We start from the raw sequence: 17,498 nt of genomic DNA on the forward strand, positions 1-17,498 counted from the left end.
GGGTGGCGTCGAACTGCTGGCGAAAGGCGGCGATAAATGCCGAGGTCGAGTCATAACCACAGGCCAGCGCCACATCGGTGACCCGCTCGCCCTGCTCCAGGGGAGTCAGGGCGCCCAGCAGGCGCAGGCGCTGGCGCCAGGCACGGAAGGTCAGCCCGGTGTCCTTGAGGAACAGGCGGCTGAGGGTCTTCTCCGTCACCCCGAGCTTCTGGCTCCACTGGCCCAGCGTCGTGGCCTGCTCCGGGTGCGCCTGCAGGCTGCGGTAGATCGCCCGCAGGCGCACGTCGTGGGGCAGCGGCAGCATCAGGTCCAACTGCGGCGCGGCGGCCAACTGGTCCAGCAGCACCTGGGCCAGGCGCCCGTCGGCGCTGTCCTCGACATATTCCACCGGCAATTCACTGAAGGCGCGGATCAACTCCCGCAGCAGGCTGCTGACCGCCAGCACCTGGCAGCTGTCCGGCGCCGCCCAGGTGGTAACGCTGCAATCGAGGTACAGGCTGCGCATCTCGGTGCGCGGCGAGCTGAACACCCGGTGCGGCACCCCGGCGGGAATCCACACCGCCCGTTGCGGCGGGGCGATAAAGCGCCCGCCGCTGGTCTGGATCTCCAGCACCCCGGCAATGGCGTAGGACAATTGCACCCACGGGTGGCTGTGGCGCCGGGTCAAGGCGCGATTGGGCAAGGATTCGGTGCGCCCGTACACCGGCCGCGGCAGGCTGGGCAAACCGGGAATACTGCGCCGGACGATCTTTTCATGTCCTTTAGGCGGCATTAACTGGCTCCTTGGCGTTAGTCGGTAAAACGCAGCCACGTTAGAGTCGCCCCACCGCACTTGGCAACCCCCGGATGATCCCGCTATGACTCGCTCGCGTCTTTTGCCCGACAACTTCACCCTGACCCTGATCGGCGTGGTGCTGCTGGCCAGTTTCCTTCCGGCCAGCGGCCAGGTGGCCATAGGTTTCGGCTGGCTGACCAACATCGCCATCGGCCTGCTGTTCTTCCTCCACGGCGCCAAGCTGTCGCGCGAGGCGATCATTGCCGGGGCCGGCCACTGGCGCCTGCACCTGCTGGTGTTCAGCCTGACCTTCATCCTCTTTCCCGTGTTGGGCCTGGCGCTCAAGCCGCTGCTGTCACCGCTGGTGGGCAACGACCTGTACATGGGCATGCTGTATCTGTGCGCCCTGCCGGCCACGGTGCAATCGGCGATCGCCTTCACCTCCCTGGCCCGGGGCAACATCCCGGCAGCCATCTGCAGCGCTGCGGCGTCGAGCCTGTTCGGGATCTTCCTCACCCCGCTCTTGGTGACCCTGCTGCTGAACGTGCACGGCGAAGGCGGCTCGACCCTGGACGCCATCCTCAAGATCAGCGTGCAGTTGCTGCTGCCCTTTATCGCCGGGCAGATCGCCCGACGCTGGATCGGCGCCTGGGTCGGGCGCAACAAGAACTGGCTGCGCTTCGTCGACCAGGGCTCGATCCTGCTGGTGGTCTACGGCGCCTTCAGCGAAGCGGTGAACGAAGGCATCTGGCACCAGATCCCGCTGTGGGAACTGGCCGGCCTGGTGGTGGCCTGCTGCGTCCTCCTGGCGCTGGTGCTGCTGGCGTCGAGCTTTCTCGGCAAGCTGTTCGGCTTCGACCAGGAAGACCGCATCACCATCCTCTTCTGCGGCTCGAAAAAGAGCCTGGCCACCGGCGTGCCCATGGCCCAGGTGCTGTTTGCCGGCAGCACCATGGGCGTGCTGATTCTGCCCCTGATGCTGTTCCACCAGATCCAGCTGATGGTCTGCGCGGTGCTGGCCCAGCGCTACGCCAAGCGCCCGGAATCGGTGGCCGAGCTGATGGGCCAGGTCGACCCGTAGCCTTTCCTGCAAGGCGGCCCGGCGGCTGGCCGGGCCTGCGCGCAGATGGCGGTGAAGATCGCGCAATGGCATGATGCCGCGGCGAAAATCATCAAGGACCGCTGATGTTTCCCCATCGAATTCAAGCCCCCAGCCAGGCCGACCTGGAACTGCAGGTTAGCGCCCGGCTGGAGGCCGATGACCAGGCCCAGGTCATCGTCCAGTTCGCCAAGGCCGAACAGTACGACGGCGAACTGCTGAGTCAGCTCGACACGCTCTGCGCCCGTTTCGGCGAGCGCCTCAATGTGCGTTTCTACAGCCACTATCCGGGCAGCGCGTTCGATGCCCGGGTGTTGCTGGCCCTGCCCCATGTGCAGTCCCTGAGCCTGGACTGCCTCGACACCCTGGATCACTACGAGGCCATCGGCCGCCTGCCCCTGCTTCGGGAGTTTGCCCTGCAGGTGATCAGCGCCGACCTGCCTGAACTGCTCAGCATGCCCAATCTGGAGCAACTGCGCAGCCTGCGGCTGTCCATGGACAATGGGCCGGCGATTGAACTGGCGCCGATTGGCTGGATGCCCGAGTTGCACAGCCTGAGCATCAGCGTGCAGAGCCATCAGCTGGATGTGCTGAGCCAGTGCCCGAGCATCAGGCACCTGAGCCTGCATCGCCTGCCGGCCAAGACCACCCTGGGCATGGTGGCCGGCATGGCCGGGCTGCGCAGCCTGGCGCTGAGTTTTGGCAGCCGCGAGAGCATGCCGGAGTTGCGCAACCCCCAGGTCACGGATCTGGAGATCCTGCGGGTGCGCGGCCTCCACCAACTGCAACTGGATGGCTTTCCACAGCTTGAGGTACTGAAGATCGAAGACCAGGCGCAACTGCGCCGGCTGGATTTCGCCGGGCTGGCGCGGCTGCACCAGCTGAGCCTGATCAACCTCAAGAGCCTGGGGGAACTCAGCGGCCTGCAAACCTCGAACATCGCTGATCTGCGCATCATCAAGGCCCCACAGATGGATCTGCTGACACTGATCGACAGCCAGCTACCGCCCAGCGTGCAGCACCTCAAGCTCATCAGTGGCAAACGCGCCGTGGACAAACAGCTCGACGCCCGGCAACAGCAGCTGGGCATTCCTGAACCCCACGGCCCGTTCTGACCGCCGCCCTCTCGTAGGAGCGAGCTTGCTCGCGAAGCACCTCAACGATAACCCGCACTCACCGCGAGCCTGCGCAGTGCTTGCCACCGTCGCGAGCACGTCAGCCCCGGCGGCCCGTTGGCTATCGGCGTTACGCCAAGCCCAGAGTGATGGCATGATGCCGCGCGACAATCATCAAGGACCGCTGATGTTTCCCCATCGAATCAAAGCACCGACCCAGGCCGACCTGCGCCTGCAGGTCGGTGCCCGGCTGGAGGCCGATCCGCGGGCCCGAGTCATCGTTCAGTGGCACAGCGTCGAGCAATACGATTACCCACTGCTGAAACAGACCGATGCCCTCTGCGCGCGTTATGGCGAGCGCCTCACCGTGCGTTTCTACAACCACTATTCGAGCAGAGGTTTTGATGGCCGGACCTTGCTCGCCCTGCCCAACGTCCACTCGCTGAGCCTGGACGGCCTCGAAACCCTGGAACATTTCCAGGCCATTGGCAGCCTGCACCAGCTCAGGGATTTTGCCCTGGAAGTCTTCCGTGCCGACCTGCCCGGGCTTCTGGCCCTGCCCAACCTCGAACACCTGCACAGCCTGCGGCTCTCCCTGGACCAGGGCCCAACCATCGATCTGGCGCCGATTGCCCGCATGCCCGAGTTGCAGAGCCTGCACATCAGCCCGCAGAGCCATGACCTGGAGATTCTGAGCCAGTGTCCGAGCATCAATACCCTGAGCCTGCATCGCCTACCGGCCAACACACCCCTGGGGATGGTCGCCGGCATGAGCGGCCTGCGCAGTCTGTCGGTGGCGTTCAGCAGCCGTGAGCAGATGCCCGAGCTGCACAGTCCCTACGTCAGGGAGCTGGAGATCATGCGCGTGCGTGGCCTCAACCGCCTGGACCTGGACGGCTTTCCACAGCTTGACGTGCTGAAGATCGAGGGCCAGGCGCAATTGAGCCAACTGGACCTTGCCGGGGCGCCGCAGTTGCGCAAGATGAGCCTGATCAACCTCAAGACCCTGGGGGAACTCAGCGGCCTGAAAACCTCGAACATCGCTGACCTGCGCATCATCAAGGCTCCTCAGCTGGATGCACTGACACTGATCGACAGCCAACTGCCGCCCAGCGTGCAGCACCTCAAGCTCATCAGTGGCAAACGCGCCGTGGACAAACAGCTCGAAGCTCGACAACTGCTACTGGGCATCCCGGAACCCCGTGACCCGTACTGACCGCCGCCCTCTCGTAGGAGCGAGCTTGCTCGCGAAGGACGTCAACGATAACGCGCACTCGCAGGAAACCTGCGGCGCTTTCGAAAGCATCGCGATGCAAGTTCGCTCCTACAGATTCACCGCCCCTTCCGTGATCACCCGCACCCGTGGCGCGCATTGGCACTCCACGGCTGTGCTAACGTTCGCCACCCCCAAAGCTTGAAACCCTGCCCCATGTCCATCACTGAGAATCTCCTGGCCTTCACCCTGGCCGCCACGCTGCTGACCCTGACCCCTGGCCTGGACACCGCCCTGGTGCTGCGCACCGCCACGGTGGAAGGCCGGCGGCAGGCGCTGCGCGCGGCGTTGGGCATCAATGCCGGCTGCCTGATCTGGGGCGCGGCTGTGGCCTTCGGCCTGGGGGCCTTGATAGCGGTGTCGGAACTGGCCTTCAACCTGTTGAAGTACTGCGGCGCCGCCTACCTCGCCTGGCTGGGACTGAACATGCTGCTGCGCCCGCGCCACTCGTTTGCTCCCACAGGCGCGAACAGCGACCCCGGCACCAACTGGTTTCTCAAGGGCATGCTGGGCAATGTGCTCAACCCCAAGGTGGGAGTGTTCTACGTGTCCTTTCTGCCGCAGTTCATTCCCCAGGGCCAGCCGTTGGTGGCCTGGACCTTCGGCCTGGTGAGCATTCACGTGGTGCTGGGGCTGGTCTGGTCGCTACTGCTGATCGCCGCCACCCGGCCCCTGGCCGGTGTGCTGCAGCGGGAAAAGGTGATCCAGTGGATGGACCGCACCACAGGGATGATCTTCGTACTGTTTGCCGCTCGATTGGCCTTGAGCAGGCGCTGAGAAGCCGCTCCCAGCCACTGCCAACGCCCCCGACAAACTCACGAGATCACGCCAAGGCCGCCACTCAGGCTTGCGCCTCGCTCCTAAACTGTTGCCACTGTTCCCAGCAGTTCTCGGCCACCAGATCGCGGTAACCCCGCTGGTTTTCCATGCTCAGCGCCACGGCCACCGGCAACGCGATACAGGCGGCGTTATCACGAATCTCCAGCACTTCGGCCTCGGTCAGGGGCATGCCCTTGGTGTTTTCGGCATTCAGCAGCAAGGCCACCAACGCAGGTACGAATACCAGGCAAAGCTGATCGGTCATGGCTCAGTGTCCAGGGGTTAGGCAAGGGCCGAAAAGCCTACACACATCGGCCCTGCGCAGCCATTGCACAAGGACATTAATGGCTGCCGGGGGCGCTTTCGCACACAACGGCTGGACAGCACAGGCGATCTGCCCGCCCCCGCCATTCACCCCTCGGCCAGCACCACGCCCCGCGCTTCCAGCAGCTTCACGAAACTGCTCAGGCTTTGCGACACGGTGCCGCGCCGCCAGACCAGCCAGGTGCGCAGGAAGCGAAAACGCGGGGACAACGGCCAGACGCTGACCGTGGCGCAGCCGGGCATGCTTTCCAACATGCTGCGGGGCATCAGCGCCAGCCCGGCGCCGGCGCTGACGCAGGCCAGCATGCCGTGGTAGGACTCCATTTCATGGATCTTGCCCGGCACCGCGGCGTCCTGGGTGAACCAGCTTTCAAAGTGATGACGGTAGGAGCAGTTGGCGCGAAAGGCATAGATGCTTTCGCCGTTGACCTCCCGCGCCCGGGTAATCGGCGCATGCCCCAGCGGGGCGATCAGCACCATTTCCTCCTCGAACACCGGCAGCCCTTCCAGAGCCGGGTGGCGCACCGGGCCGTCGACGAAGGCGGCCACCAGGCGGCCGGACAGCACGCCGTCGATCATGGTCCCGGAGGGTCCGGTGGACAGGTCCAGTTCCACCTTGGCGTACTGCTGGTTGTAGGCCGCGAGCAGCGCCGGGATGCGTACCGCCGCCGTGCTTTCCAGCGAGCCCAGGGCGAACGGTCCCTGAGGCTCCTCGCCGGCCACGGTCAGACGCGCCTCGGCCACCAGGTCGAGAATGCGCCGGGCGTAGTCGAGGAAATTCCAGCCGGCGGGGGACAGGCGCATGCGGCTCTTCTCGCGGATAAACAGCTCCACCCCCAGGTCCTGCTCCAGTTGCTTGATCCTGGTGGTCAGGTTCGACGGCACCCGGTGGATCAGTTGCGCGGCGGCGCTGATGCTGCCCTGCTCGGCAACGGCCTTGAAAATTTCCAGCTGGACCAGATCCACGGCATTCTCCAAACGTGAACGACTTGCTCAATATTATTCAGTTTTCAGCAAAGATCCAGCACCGTAACCTGCCGCCATTCCCACCCGAGCAGGACGGTGCCATGAGCCTTGTTTCCAGCCACACCCACGCCTTGTCGATCAACCCCGCCACTGGCGAGCAGATCGGCGCCTACCCCTACCAGTCCGAGGCTGAGCAGGACGCCGCGCTGAGCCGTGCCGCCGCTGGTTTCGCCCAGTGGAAACGCCAGAGCATCGCCGAGCGCGCCAGCCGCCTGAACGCACTGGCCCAGGCCCTGCGGGACAACAGCGAGGCCATGGCCCGCATGATCAGCCTGGAAATGGGCAAGCCCCTGCCCCAGGCCCGCGGTGAAATCGAGAAGTGCGCCCAGCTGTGCCTGTGGTACGCCGAGCACGGCCCAGCCATGCTGGCCCCGGAAGCAACCCTGGTGGAGAACGACAAGGCGCGCATCGAGTACCGGCCCCTGGGCCCGCTCCTGGCGGTGATGCCGTGGAACTTCCCGATCTGGCAGGTGCTGCGCGGCGCGGTGCCGGCGCTGCTGGCGGGCAACACCTACGTGCTCAAGCACGCCCCGAATGTCATGGGCAGCGCCTACCTGCTGCTGGACGCCATGCAGCGCGCCGGTTTCCCTGAAGGGGTGTTCGAGCTGCTCAACGTCACCCCGGACGGCGTATCCAGCGCCATCGCCGACCGCCGCATCGCCGCTGTGACCCTCACCGGCAGCGTGCGCGCCGGCATCGCCATCGGCGCCCAGGCCGGCGCCGCGCTGAAGAAATGCGTGCTGGAACTGGGCGGCTCCGACCCCTTTATCGTGCTCAACGACGCCGACCTGGACCAAGCGGTCAAGGCCGCGGTGATCGGCCGCTACCAGAACACCGGCCAGGTCTGCGCCGCCGCCAAGCGCCTGATCATCGAGCAAGGGGTGGTCGCGGAGTTCACCCGCAAATTCGTCGAAGCCACCCGCGCCCTGGTCATGGGCGACCCGCTGGCCAGCGACACCTACATCGGCCCCATGGCCCGCTTCGACCTGCGTGACGAGCTGCACCAGCAGGTCCAGGCGACCCTGGCCGAAGGCGCCACCCTGCTGCTGGGCGGCGACAAGGTCGAAGGCGCCGGCAACTATTACCAACCCACGGTGCTGGCCAACGTCACCGAGCAGATGACCGCCTTCAAGCAGGAACTGTTCGGCCCGGTGGCCGCCATCATCAGCGCCCGGGATGCGCAACACGCCCTGGAACTGGCCAACGACAGCGAGTTCGGCCTCACCGCCACGATCTTCACCCAGGACCTGGAACGGGCCCGGCAGATGACCGACGAGCTGGAAACCGGCGGCGTGTTCATCAACGGCTATAGCGCCAGCGACCCCCGGGTGACCTTCGGCGGAGTGAAAAAAAGCGGCTTCGGGCGCGAGCTGTCGCACTTTGGCGTACGCGAATTCTGCAATGCGCAGACGGTGTGGCTGGATCGCCGTTGAGGCTCGGTGACCACGTCATAGGCTGAACGACCCCGGTGAAAAGCGGACCTGAATCAGGTCCGCTTTTTAATCGGATTAGAGGCCGGTTCTGGTGCGAATCAGAACTTTCCTAATGAAAAATCGCCGATTTTTCATTCTTTTAAGAATTTTCTTGAAGCAAGCAAGCCTGCCTCATTCTTATGATGCTGCTCTTTGGCATTACTCTGAGGTCCGCTATGTGCTCCTCCCTGCAAAAGTTCATCGTTCGTCTTCCAGGCGACCTGCACAACCAGCTCAAACACATTGCCAAACGAGAAAACCGCAGCATGAACAATGAAATCGTCGACCGCCTGGAAAAGTCCCTGGTCGTCGATGAAACCCGTGAGATGAATGAGAAACTCATCAGCCTGCTGCTGCGCAAGGTCGATTCCATGGAGGAGCGGATCAAGTACCTGCAGATGGGCCACCCGGAGCCCGAGCAGGATTGCCCACGGCCTTGTTACGCAAGGACTTGAAGCGGCCACTCCCGCCACGCGATCTTCTGCCTCTTCCGCCTTTACCCCCTCGCTGCAGCTTGTATGATGGCGCCTGCCCGACAGTACCCAGCGGCAACCGCCAGGCCCTGACCTGATGCCCGCAGGGCTCCCCCGCTGTTCCTCACTACACACGCAGGTCGACGCTCCTAGCCTTCCCAGGAACCTCCCCCGGCTTCTGCCATGGGGCCGCGTCGCCTTCTAGGATTGTTCATGAGCCGGATTCACCCGACTGCCCCCGCGCGCACCTGCAGCTCAGCTTTGCCCCTCAACCGCCTGACCCTGGGCCTGCTGCTGGCCGGCAGCAGCGCCGTGGCCAACGCCGCGGGCACCCAGTTGCCGACCCAGACCGTCAGCGGCGAAGAGCCCTACGGCTATCGCGTCGACAGCGCCTCGGTGGGTGGTTTCAGCGAAGCGCCCTTGCTGGATACCCCGGCCTCCATCAGCGTGATCAATGAAGACATGATCCTCGACCAGCAGGCCCGCCTGCTCAGCGACGTGCTGAAGAACGATGCCTCGGTGGGCCAGAGCTACGCGCCGGTGGGCTATTACGAAAACTTCGAGGTGCGCGGCTTCTCGCTGAATGCCGCCAGCAGCTACAAGATCAACAACCGCACCATCACCGGCGAACAGAACGTCGCCCTGGAAAACAAGCAGCGGGTGGAATTGCTCAAGGGCCTTTCCGGCCTGCAAAGCGGGGTCAGCGAGCCCGGCGGACTGATCAACTATGTGACCAAGCGGCCCACGGACATTCGTTCGGTGACCGTTTCCACCGACGACCGCGGCAGCGGCTACCTGGCCACCGATGTCGGCGGCTGGTTCGGCAGCGAACAGCAGTTCGGCCTGCGTGCCAACCTGGCCCATGAAGACCTGCACTCCTACGTCGAGCACACCAATGGCCAGCGCGACTTCGCCTCCCTGGCCCTGGACTGGAACATCAGCCCCGACGCCCTGCTGCAACTGGACATCGAATACCAGAACAAGCAGCAGCGCTCGGCACCGGGCTATCAACTGCTGGGGGGCTCCAGCCTGCCCCACCACGCCTCGCCGAAAAGACTCCTGGGGCACCAGAGCGGGTCAAAGCCGGTGACCAATGAATCGCTGAACATCGGCGGCAACTTCGAGTACCGCTTCAACGATGACTGGAAGGGCAACCTCAGTGCGTCGCGCAGCAAGGTGGTGATCGATGACTACAGTTCGTTTGCCTGGGGCGGCTGTACCACCGGCTGCATCAATGCCAACGGCAACTACTTCAGCCCCGAAGGCAACTACGACATCTACGACTTCCGCAGCCCCGACGACACCCGGCGCAACGATGAAGTGCAGGCGGTGCTCAATGGTCGTTTCGACACCGCAGGCCTGGGCCATGAGTTGAGCGTGGGAACCAGTGCGTTTCGCCGTGTAGTGGACCGGCGCGAGTCCATCAATCAATGGATTGGCACGGGCAATATCCAGAGCGAGCCTGAGAACTTCGGCCGCTACGACGGCGCCCTCAACGACACCCACAAACGCCTGGACAGCCGCCAATACGGCCTGTTCCTCAGCGACCGCATCAGCTTCAACGAACAGTGGCAGACCGTCCTCGGCGGGCGCGAAGTACGCCTGGACGAAGAGAGCTTCGACAAGGACGGCGTGCGCGATCGCCACACCCAACGCTATGTGTTCCTGCCCCAGGCCGCATTGATCTACAAACCGCTCAACAACATTTCGCTGTACACCCAATACAGCAAGGGCCTGAGCCTGGGTGGCCAGGCACCCTGGTTCGCCAGCAACAATGGCGACACCCTGGCCCCCACCGTCTCCCGCCAAATCGAAGCCGGGGTCAAGTACGACTGGCAGCGCATGAGCTTTACCGCCGCCCTGTTCCAGATGCGCCAGGCCTACCAGTACTCGCGCCCCGATGCCTCCGGGGGGTCCACCTACGTCCAGCAGGGCCAGCAAAAGAACACTGGCCTGGAGCTCTCCGCCAACGGTTGGGCCACCCAACGCCTGCAGATTGCCGCCAGCGTCGCGGCGATCCGCTCCCGGGTCGAGGGCACCGGTACCCCGGCCTACGAGGGGCACCAGACCCTCAACGTCCCGCGCCTGCGGGCCAGCCTGCAGGGCGACTACGCCCTGCCCTGGCTCGACGGCCTGGCCCTGCTGGGCGGCATGCAATACAGCGGCAGCCAATACGCCGACCACCAGGGCAACGTCGCCACCGGCGCCTACGCCATCTTCAACATCGGCAGCCGCTACAGCACCCGCATCGATGGCTACGACACCGTGTTCCGCCTGACCGTGGACAACCTGTTCGACAAGCGCTACTGGCGCGACACCGGGGAATACATGGGCGACGACTACCTGTTCCAGGGCGCGCCGCTGACGGCTCGGTTGAGTGCTTCGGTGAATTTCTGATGCAGCGCCAACCGCCCAGCGAGAATACGCCTCTCAAGTTAGCCGCTGTATTGTAGGAGCCGGCTTGCCGGCGAAGGCGGTCTCAAGGACACCTTCGCTGGCAAACCAGTGACTATGCGAATCTGTCAGGCATGCACAAAAAAGCCGGTCATCAAGACCGACTTGTCAGCGCCTGGTCTACTCGCCATCAAACCGGCTGCAAAGCCCGCAAGGCTTCAGGGTACTGGCTGGCCACACGCAGCAGCGTTTGAGCCGCGCCTGTCGGCTGGCGCCGGCCTTGCTCCCAATCCTGCAGTGTACGCAGGCTGACCCCCAACAGCGTGGCAAACGCACTCTGAGAGAGCCCCACCTTAGCCCGGGCCTCTGCCGCCCCGGACAGTTTTACCACCGTTGCACGCGCCGCCTTGCCGGCTTTCATCTGGCCCACCGAAGTCAGCAAATCCTTCTGAAACTGCTGCAGTTCATGGTCCATGACTGATTCCCTCTTTCAATTGATTCAGAAAGCCGATGGGCAGATTGTCTAACTTCGCCTTGGTGTAGACGATCAGCAACCAAATAAGACCTTCCGAAAGCAGGTTGTAGTAGATGACTCGTGTGCCGCCGCGCTTGCCGATGCCACTGCAAGACCAGCGCACCTTGCGCAGCCCTCCGGTACCGGGGATGACGTCTCCAACCCATGGGTCTGCGACCAACCAGGTGATGAATTCCAAGCGCTCGGCGTCATTCCAGATAGGCTCGGCGTAGCGCTTGAAGACCTCGGTTTCGATAACGGTATACATGGCTCCACCATCTACGGCAAGGCCGTACAGACGAACAGACAGGCATTCGTCCGACACAACCTGCTGGCGCTGGAAAGACCAATACCCCTGCCGCAACCAGGCATCGCAAGGGGTGGACGTTTGATCTACTCATCACCGAGGGTGGTCGCAATCATCGAGGGCAGCCACTGCTTACCGAAAATACAGATTTGCCTTACAGGCTCGGAGCCGATTTACCGGCGAAGGTGTCCTCAAGAGAGCCGTGGTAAACCAAGGCGCGTCACTCTGCAATGACTCGAAGCTGCCAACCTGCTTGATCGGTTACTTGGTCGGTTACTTGGTCGCTCTGGCGGCAGCCCCAAGGAGGATCACACGTCCAACCACCAGTTCAACAGCGTCTCATCCTCATCGTCGTCGAGGTTTTTATAGACATTGGCGTAGTACCACTCGATCCCGGTTTGCTCGCGGAAGCGATCGAACACCGCATTGATACGGTCCATGCCATTCCTTGCAGGAACAGCGAATGACAGGTTCCCCTCGAACAGCCCATCCAGGGTTCCACCCAGCTCACCAGCGACCTCGTTTTCAAGCGCACTGATCACCGCCGGATCAATGTAATCGGCATAGATCTGAATGCAGAAATTCCCGCCCCGTTTCAGCACTTGCGCCGGAGCATCGGGATTGCGGATGGAAACGATATCGCCCCGCGCCAGGTTCTGTGCCAGCCCCGGTGAAGACAGCAACTCGTAGGTATCCTCATCGATGCGCCGCGCCAGCAACTCCTCGCGAACGGCGCCATCGTCATCGGCCATGTACACCTGAATCAGCACAGGGGATTGCTTGTCATCCATACGAGGCTCCACCACTTCCAGGTTCAACACCAGACTCATCTAATCCACCAGCCGCCACGTCCCCAAAGGGCGCAAACGAACGGGCCTCAAGGCAACGGCGCAAAGCTCCCACCGCCCTCATTCCACCGAAACCCCGGAAACGTGCAGTCCTTGAAAGCAATCCGCAGTTGCTCCCCCTCACCCTGCAACTGCAAGGTATCCACCCCCTGATTCGGACAGCCCGGTGCCGCGATCGCCAGGCTCACCAGCAACTTGCCGGTGGCCTTGTCCATCACCTCCACCGTCGTAATCCGCTGATCATTGCCCGGCATCGGCACCTGGAAATACCAGCGTTTGGTGGAAGCACTCTGCAACAGCGTGGTGACCGGCTGCGGCCACGAGCGATCCGAATCCACCAGCCCCACCAGCTTCAGCGCAATGGGCAAGGACTTGCCCGTGCGATAACTGGTCCAGGTGCCGCGCACCTGCTCCTGCTGGCGGGAGTTCAGCAAGTCATTGAACTGCAGACGCGCCACCGGCAAGCCCTGCTCGTCCAGCTCATCCATGGCCAGCACCTTGTTGCTGTAACTGAAGGTCGGCTTGAGGCGGATCGGCGTGCGATAGCGCTGATAGGCATAGGTGCCCTGGTAGACCGCATTCTGGCTACCCAGGGTCAAGACAATCGCCTGCTTGCCCAACGTCCCCTCATACACCCCATGGGACGCCTGCGCCGGCAACAGCCACAGCGCCAACACCAGCACCACCAGCCCCCGAGCAACATCAAACCCACGCATCAGAAACGCTCCTCGCCCGACGACAGATATTCCAGCCGATCAGGGCTGATCACCCGGTAATAATCCCAACGCCGAGTGCGCTGGTCGTAATTGATAAAGTCCTGCTTGCTGAACTCCATCTGGCCACTGGGGGAAAAGCGCAACGTACCGTCCAACGCGAACTGCTCCAACTGCGCGTGGCGCAGATACTTCCTGCCTTCACGGTTGTACAGATAATACTGAGTGGGCGAACACCACAGCCGGCCATCCTCCTCGGCCACGCGATAGCTCTGGGCCTGGAAATCGATCCGCGCCTCATCCTGAAAATGCCCGAAGGTCAGGGTCTTGGTCCCCACCGAAGATAGGCACCACTGCCCACTGATCTCCTGCACCCGCCGCCCGGTGGTGCGGCTCATGACTCGAATACTGTCCACCCGCGCCACCTCCTCCCCGGCCTTGCGCGCGGCATGCACACTGAAATAGAAATCCCGATCGAACACCGGCTGCAGCAACTCCCCCTCAAACGCCTCCCGCTGACTGCCACCAAAGCGCGTCACCCGCTGCAACTGCAACGGCTGCTGCGTGCCCGTGCGCAGATCCACCAGACTGCCCTGCAACGCCTGCGCCCCCTCGGCGAACGGCTGCAACGACACCGCCGTCGCCGGCAGAGTCGGGTTGTCCATGATGTTGATCAAGAGCGCGGAGCCGGGATGGAAAGGCGTGGACTCCAACGCCATGGGCAAGCGCTCGGACTCGGAAAACCAATAGCCGGACATACCGCCGCCGTATTGGGAGTCGTAGGTGAGCGCCAGTTCAACCGGGGTGGAGCCGAGGGTGCCGCGGTAGGTGGTGGTGGGGTTGGCTTGGGCGGTTGGGGTGATGAGCCCGAGGCCGAGCAAGAGTGCGGCGGTCAGGCGGAACAGGAGGTGTGGCAGGTGACGCTGTTGGCTAGCCCTTGTTTGTGAACTGCTGCCAATGGGCTGGGTCATGCCTGCGCTCCTTGCGGTGGGGAAAAGGGGCGCAGGATAGCAAAAGTTAGGACGTCAGCCCCGGAATAGGTTTGTTTTCACGCTGCTAAAACCTTTAAAGGTTAAATAGCTCTGTATTCAAACAGTACAATCATTTTTTAGCCAACATCCTCTGGCAACACTGTCCCATTTGGTGTTGTTTGCTTTAGAAAATGGATACGTTTTGGCGGCTGAACAAGCTCCGAACCGTAATTCAACGAGTACCGGTAAAAAACCTTACTCAAAAATCGAAATCTCCTACAATCTTCCTTCCCATTTCTGACACAGCTCTCAGTCGCGCCAGCTGTAGTCAAACTACGAGGCAAGATTGTGAGCACTCTAGTTGCCCCCACTGAAGCACTAATCGACACCCATCGCCTAGCAACTGCTCTACAGCGCTTCGCAGACGATCGCGACTGGCAACAGTTCCACTCCCCCAAAAACCTGCTCCTAGCCCTCACCGGTGAAACCGGCGAGCTCTGCGAAATTTTCCAGTGGATGAGCGAAGCCGACGCCAAGGATGCAGCCAAACGTCCAGAAACCGCTCAAGCCGTGAAAGATGAATTGGCCGACGTACTCATGTACCTCGTGCGACTAAGCACGGTGCTGGGCGTCGATCTAAACGAGGCGGTGACAAACAAACTCGCGTTGAACGGCCAGAAGTACCCCGTCGACAAAGCCAAAAGCACCAGCAAGAAGTACGACCAACTCTGACCCCCTGGGCTCTAAGGACCACTTGTGATCGTTTACTCGGCGACCAAACAACAATTCCTCGACGTTTGCGACAACAACGATATTGAAGAGGTGATCCTCAAGCACTTCAAAGAGGCTACTGGCAAGAAAGTGGCGGCTTCAGAGATCCGATCTTGGCAGGGATCGCTCACTTACATGGCCAAGGTCTTAAGAGACAAGGACCTGCCGGAGGATGCCGGAGTAGCCATTGAGCTACATATTCCGCAATCCATGAAACGTATCGATTTCTTGCTAACAGGCCACGACCAGCACCAGGGTAAAAATGCCGTGTTGGTGGAACTGAAGCAATGGAGCAAAGCCAGCGCCACCAGTAAAGATGCGATCGTAAAAACCGCGCTGGGTGCCAGTCATGTTGAAACCATTCATCCTTCCTATCAGGTGTGGTCTTACGCCACTTTGCTGGAAGGCTTCAATGAAGCCGTCTATGACCAAGGCATCAAAGTCCACCCGTGCGCTTACCTGCATAACTATGTCAGCGATGGCGTTATCAACTCGGCTCACTACGATGCCTATACCAGCAAAGCGCCTTTGTTCCTAAAAGGTCCTGACGAGCTGACGAAACTGAGAAGCTTCCTCAAACAGCACATCTATTACGGCGACAACCAAGAAGTTCTTTACGAGCTTTCTAGCGGTAAAAGCCGCCCCTCCAAGGCTTTGGCTGAAGCACTAACTGGGCTAATGGAAGGTAAGCCTGAGTTCGTTCTGATTGATGATCAAAAGACCGTCTTCGAGTCAGTACTTGCGGCGGTCGCAGAGGCCTCTGCCGATGCTCCGAAGGTGCTGATCATTGAGGGGGGCCCTGGTACCGGAAAGACAGTAGTAGCCATCAACCTGTTGGTCAGGCTCACGGCCTTAAGACTGATGAGCAGGTATGTCTCAAAAAATGCCGCCCCACGTGCCGTGTACGAAAAGAAACTGGTCGGCACTGTCAAACCCACCAAGTTCTCCAGCCTTTTCTCCGGTTCGGGGGCTTATACCGAAATCAAGCCTGACTTTTACGACGCGCTGATCATTGATGAGGCTCACAGGCTGAATGAGAAAAGCGGGTTTTATGGCAACGAGGGTGAAAACCAGATCAAAGAACTGATTGGGTCCGCGAAATGCTCAGTGTTCTTTATCGACGAAGATCAACGCGTAACCCTTAAGGATATTGGCAGCAAACAAGCAATCCGAGAGTTCGCTAAGGCCCGAGGGGCAACGGTGGAGGAGTACACCTTGTCCTCCCAATTCCGTTGCAGTGGCTCCGATGGTTACCTGGCATGGCTAGATGACGTCCTGGGCATTCGCAAAACCGCGAACCCAATACTCGATGCCAGTGAATACGAGTTCAAAGTGTTCGACTCGCCACAAGCAATGCATGAGGCAATCGAACAAAAGAACCACGGAAACAAGGCGCGTGTCGTCGCGGGTTATTGCTGGCCATGGAGCAGCAAGAAAGACCCTAAAGCCAAAGACATTGAAATCGGTGAACACTACGCCCGCCAATGGAATCTGGATCAAGACGGCAGTCTGTGGATCATCGCGGATAAATCTGTGGATCAGGTCGGCTGCATTCACACCTGCCAAGGGCTAGAGGTGGATTATATCGGTGTGATCATCGGGCCAGATTTGATCGTGCGCGATGGAAAGGTAGTGACATCCCCCAAAGCGCGAGACAAATACGACAAGACCATTCGTGGTTGGAAAAGGCTGATGAAAGAGCAGCCCGACTTCACGCGACAAGAGACTGATCTCATCATCAAGAACACCTATCGGACCTTGATGACCCGAGGAATGAAGGGCTGCTACCTTTATTGTACCGACCCAGAGACGGCGCAATATTTTGCCAACCGACTGGCAGAGGGGGAGTCAGCTTTGTAGGTGTCGTTAGTCAGGTTTCCTATTCCGGTGATGGCGTACCCAATCCTGCTATCACTGGAAGGCTAGCGAAGACTCCCCCCTCTCTACCTTTCAGGTGCCATATTCACTGCCCAATTCACAACTCCGTGTAAGACTAGTCCCTTTCTATTGAGCAACTTTTCCTAGAGAGTTCAAACGCCTTGTAACTTCAAAAAGTGCTGCCTAGGCTCGGTCCATCGCTGCACATCAGTGATCGGGTTTAGCAGCTCGAAATAGCACATTGGCGCACCCACTAATATTGGAGATGCACCATGAAAAAGCTCGTTCTCGATCCGCCCCTGCCCTTACCTGGGCAATTCAGACCCCCCGAACACGATATCGACACCCAGCGAATTCGCTTGGCCTTGGCCACGCATAGCGCCGAAACCTCGATCCTCAATAGCCTGAAAGACACCGTGCCTACGTCAGTAGGTCATCAATTCATGTTCAGTGTCCGCCCCGGCATCAATGCCGAAGAAGCCTTGGTGCATGTGTCGTTGCTGCTGGACTGTGCGGTACAGGTCAGCGATGAAATCACCGAGCGCGCCAGCGGTGTGGAGCGTGGGTTGATTTGGTCGATGATTCATTCGGTGGAGATGGCTAGAGCGGTGGTGGATTCGTTGCTGGATGCCAATAGACCGGCAGAAAACATTCAGCAAAGCTGAGGAAGGAGAAAACGGGGTAAGCCGTGACTTACTCCGTTGCCATCTGATTGAAGCGCTAAAC

At 61.1% G+C, this 17,498-nt stretch carries 18 protein-coding genes; 10 read left to right on the plus strand and 8 right to left on the minus strand.

Annotation, left to right across the window (positions count from 1 at the left end; all coding sequences use genetic code 11):
• A partial coding sequence (locus F6S12_RS19770) for a helix-turn-helix transcriptional regulator (RefSeq protein WP_315869235.1) occupies positions 1-772 on the minus strand: 772 nt, incomplete at its 3' end.
• 85 nt (positions 773-857) lie between these two features.
• Between F6S12_RS19770 and F6S12_RS19775 the strand changes: the two genes are divergently transcribed.
• The 4 genes from F6S12_RS19775 (at position 858) to F6S12_RS19790 (ending at position 5,039) form a co-directional block, all read left to right on the plus strand.
• Positions 858-1,856 (plus strand): bile acid:sodium symporter family protein, encoded by a 999-nt coding sequence (locus F6S12_RS19775; protein ID WP_015636235.1) that lies wholly within the window; start codon positions 858-860, stop codon positions 1,854-1,856.
• Positions 1,857-1,960: 104 nt separating this feature from the next.
• Entirely contained in the window at positions 1,961-2,989 is a 1,029-nt protein-coding gene (locus F6S12_RS19780) for a hypothetical protein (protein WP_053159391.1), read from the plus strand.
• Between the two features lie 187 nt (positions 2,990-3,176).
• A complete protein-coding gene (locus F6S12_RS19785; RefSeq protein ID WP_053159604.1) occupies positions 3,177-4,205 on the plus strand; it encodes a hypothetical protein in 1,029 nt (342 codons plus the stop codon).
• A gap of 213 nt (positions 4,206-4,418) precedes the next feature.
• The gene (locus F6S12_RS19790) at positions 4,419-5,039 is read left to right on the plus strand and encodes a LysE family translocator (protein WP_011062117.1); all 621 of its coding nucleotides are present in this window, start codon (positions 4,419-4,421) and stop codon (positions 5,037-5,039) included.
• 64 nt (positions 5,040-5,103) lie between these two features.
• On the opposite strand, the gene F6S12_RS19795 is transcribed toward F6S12_RS19790, so the two are convergent.
• Positions 5,104-5,346, minus strand: coding sequence for a hypothetical protein (locus tag F6S12_RS19795; RefSeq protein WP_015636241.1), 243 nt, complete (start codon positions 5,344-5,346; stop codon positions 5,104-5,106).
• A 146-nt stretch (positions 5,347-5,492) separates the two neighbouring features.
• The gene (gene ptrR / locus F6S12_RS19800) at positions 5,493-6,371 is read right to left on the minus strand and encodes a putrescine utilization regulator PtrR (RefSeq protein WP_015636242.1); all 879 of its coding nucleotides are present in this window, start codon (positions 6,369-6,371) and stop codon (positions 5,493-5,495) included.
• Between the two features lie 101 nt (positions 6,372-6,472).
• On the opposite strand from ptrR, the gene F6S12_RS19805 reads away from it, so the two are divergent.
• From F6S12_RS19805 to F6S12_RS19815, 3 genes are all read left to right on the plus strand, one after another.
• Entirely contained in the window at positions 6,473-7,864 is a 1,392-nt protein-coding gene (locus tag F6S12_RS19805; RefSeq protein ID WP_015636243.1) for an aldehyde dehydrogenase family protein, read from the plus strand.
• Between the two features lie 215 nt (positions 7,865-8,079).
• A complete protein-coding gene (locus tag F6S12_RS19810) occupies positions 8,080-8,358 on the plus strand; it encodes an Arc family DNA-binding protein (protein ID WP_053152634.1) in 279 nt (92 codons plus the stop codon).
• A 231-nt stretch (positions 8,359-8,589) separates the two neighbouring features.
• A complete protein-coding gene (locus F6S12_RS19815; RefSeq protein ID WP_315869236.1) occupies positions 8,590-10,773 on the plus strand; it encodes a TonB-dependent siderophore receptor in 2,184 nt (727 codons plus the stop codon).
• Positions 10,774-10,960: 187 nt separating this feature from the next.
• Here F6S12_RS19815 and F6S12_RS19820 read toward each other — a convergent pair whose 3' ends face one another.
• The 5 genes from F6S12_RS19820 to F6S12_RS19840 all read right to left on the minus strand — a co-directional run bounded on the left by F6S12_RS19820 (position 10,961) and on the right by F6S12_RS19840 (position 14,123).
• Complete coding sequence (locus F6S12_RS19820) at positions 10,961-11,245, minus strand: helix-turn-helix domain-containing protein (protein ID WP_015636246.1); 285 nt, start codon at positions 11,243-11,245, stop codon at positions 10,961-10,963.
• Positions 11,235-11,552, minus strand: a complete 318-nt coding sequence (locus tag F6S12_RS19825) for a hypothetical protein (protein WP_015636247.1) — start codon at positions 11,550-11,552, stop codon at positions 11,235-11,237. Before F6S12_RS19825 ends, F6S12_RS19820 begins: the two co-directional genes overlap by 11 nt.
• Positions 11,553-11,899: 347 nt before the next feature.
• Positions 11,900-12,382 carry a DUF4265 domain-containing protein gene (locus tag F6S12_RS19830; RefSeq protein ID WP_183001025.1) on the minus strand — a complete coding sequence of 161 codons (483 nt, stop codon included), beginning with the start codon at positions 12,380-12,382 and terminating at the stop codon, positions 11,900-11,902.
• 86 nt (positions 12,383-12,468) lie between these two features.
• Positions 12,469-13,155, minus strand: a complete 687-nt coding sequence (locus F6S12_RS19835) for a hypothetical protein (RefSeq protein WP_183000974.1) — start codon at positions 13,153-13,155, stop codon at positions 12,469-12,471.
• Positions 13,155-14,123 (minus strand): hypothetical protein, encoded by a 969-nt coding sequence (locus F6S12_RS19840; protein WP_315869237.1) that lies wholly within the window; start codon positions 14,121-14,123, stop codon positions 13,155-13,157. The genes F6S12_RS19835 and F6S12_RS19840 overlap by 1 nt, the downstream gene beginning before the upstream one ends.
• A 348-nt stretch (positions 14,124-14,471) precedes the next feature.
• On the opposite strand from F6S12_RS19840, the gene F6S12_RS19845 reads away from it, so the two are divergent.
• From F6S12_RS19845 to F6S12_RS19855, 3 genes are all read left to right on the plus strand, one after another.
• Positions 14,472-14,855, plus strand: coding sequence for a nucleotide pyrophosphohydrolase (locus tag F6S12_RS19845; RefSeq protein ID WP_210458396.1), 384 nt, complete (start codon positions 14,472-14,474; stop codon positions 14,853-14,855).
• Between the two features lie 24 nt (positions 14,856-14,879).
• Positions 14,880-16,754 carry a DUF2075 domain-containing protein gene (locus F6S12_RS19850; RefSeq protein WP_315869238.1) on the plus strand — a complete coding sequence of 625 codons (1,875 nt, stop codon included), beginning with the start codon at positions 14,880-14,882 and terminating at the stop codon, positions 16,752-16,754.
• Positions 16,755-17,044: 290 nt separating this feature from the next.
• Positions 17,045-17,437: a DUF6124 family protein gene (locus tag F6S12_RS19855; protein ID WP_315869239.1), complete on the plus strand. Its 393-nt coding sequence runs from the start codon at positions 17,045-17,047 to the stop codon at positions 17,435-17,437.
• Positions 17,438-17,498: the final 61 nt, after the last annotated feature.

Origin of the sequence: Pseudomonas sp. JV245A (assembly GCF_032424515.1) — a bacterium.
In the GTDB taxonomy this organism is placed as follows: Bacteria; Pseudomonadota; Gammaproteobacteria; order Pseudomonadales; family Pseudomonadaceae; genus Aquipseudomonas; species Aquipseudomonas protegens.

What these genes read in the sequence shown, in the direction of transcription:
- F6S12_RS19815 (WP_315869236.1), top strand. Translation starts at nt 8,590, where the DNA reads ATGAGCCGGATTCACCCGACTGCCCCCGCGCGCACCTGCAGCTCAGCT.
- F6S12_RS19775 (WP_015636235.1), top strand. Translation starts at nt 858, where the DNA reads ATGACTCGCTCGCGTCTTTTGCCCGACAACTTCACCCTGACCCTGATC.
- F6S12_RS19840 (WP_315869237.1), bottom strand. Translation starts at nt 14,123, where the DNA reads ATGACCCAGCCCATTGGCAGCAGTTCACAAACAAGGGCTAGCCAACAG.
- F6S12_RS19790 (WP_011062117.1), top strand. Translation starts at nt 4,419, where the DNA reads ATGTCCATCACTGAGAATCTCCTGGCCTTCACCCTGGCCGCCACGCTG.
- F6S12_RS19835 (WP_183000974.1), bottom strand. Translation starts at nt 13,155, where the DNA reads ATGCGTGGGTTTGATGTTGCTCGGGGGCTGGTGGTGCTGGTGTTGGCG.
- F6S12_RS19820 (WP_015636246.1), bottom strand. Translation starts at nt 11,245, where the DNA reads ATGGACCATGAACTGCAGCAGTTTCAGAAGGATTTGCTGACTTCGGTG.
- F6S12_RS19805 (WP_015636243.1), top strand. Translation starts at nt 6,473, where the DNA reads ATGAGCCTTGTTTCCAGCCACACCCACGCCTTGTCGATCAACCCCGCC.
- F6S12_RS19795 (WP_015636241.1), bottom strand. Translation starts at nt 5,346, where the DNA reads ATGACCGATCAGCTTTGCCTGGTATTCGTACCTGCGTTGGTGGCCTTG.
- F6S12_RS19785 (WP_053159604.1), top strand. Translation starts at nt 3,177, where the DNA reads ATGTTTCCCCATCGAATCAAAGCACCGACCCAGGCCGACCTGCGCCTG.
- F6S12_RS19810 (WP_053152634.1), top strand. Translation starts at nt 8,080, where the DNA reads ATGTGCTCCTCCCTGCAAAAGTTCATCGTTCGTCTTCCAGGCGACCTG.
- F6S12_RS19830 (WP_183001025.1), bottom strand. Translation starts at nt 12,382, where the DNA reads ATGGATGACAAGCAATCCCCTGTGCTGATTCAGGTGTACATGGCCGAT.
- F6S12_RS19825 (WP_015636247.1), bottom strand. Translation starts at nt 11,552, where the DNA reads ATGTATACCGTTATCGAAACCGAGGTCTTCAAGCGCTACGCCGAGCCT.
- F6S12_RS19855 (WP_315869239.1), top strand. Translation starts at nt 17,045, where the DNA reads ATGAAAAAGCTCGTTCTCGATCCGCCCCTGCCCTTACCTGGGCAATTC.
- F6S12_RS19780 (WP_053159391.1), top strand. Translation starts at nt 1,961, where the DNA reads ATGTTTCCCCATCGAATTCAAGCCCCCAGCCAGGCCGACCTGGAACTG.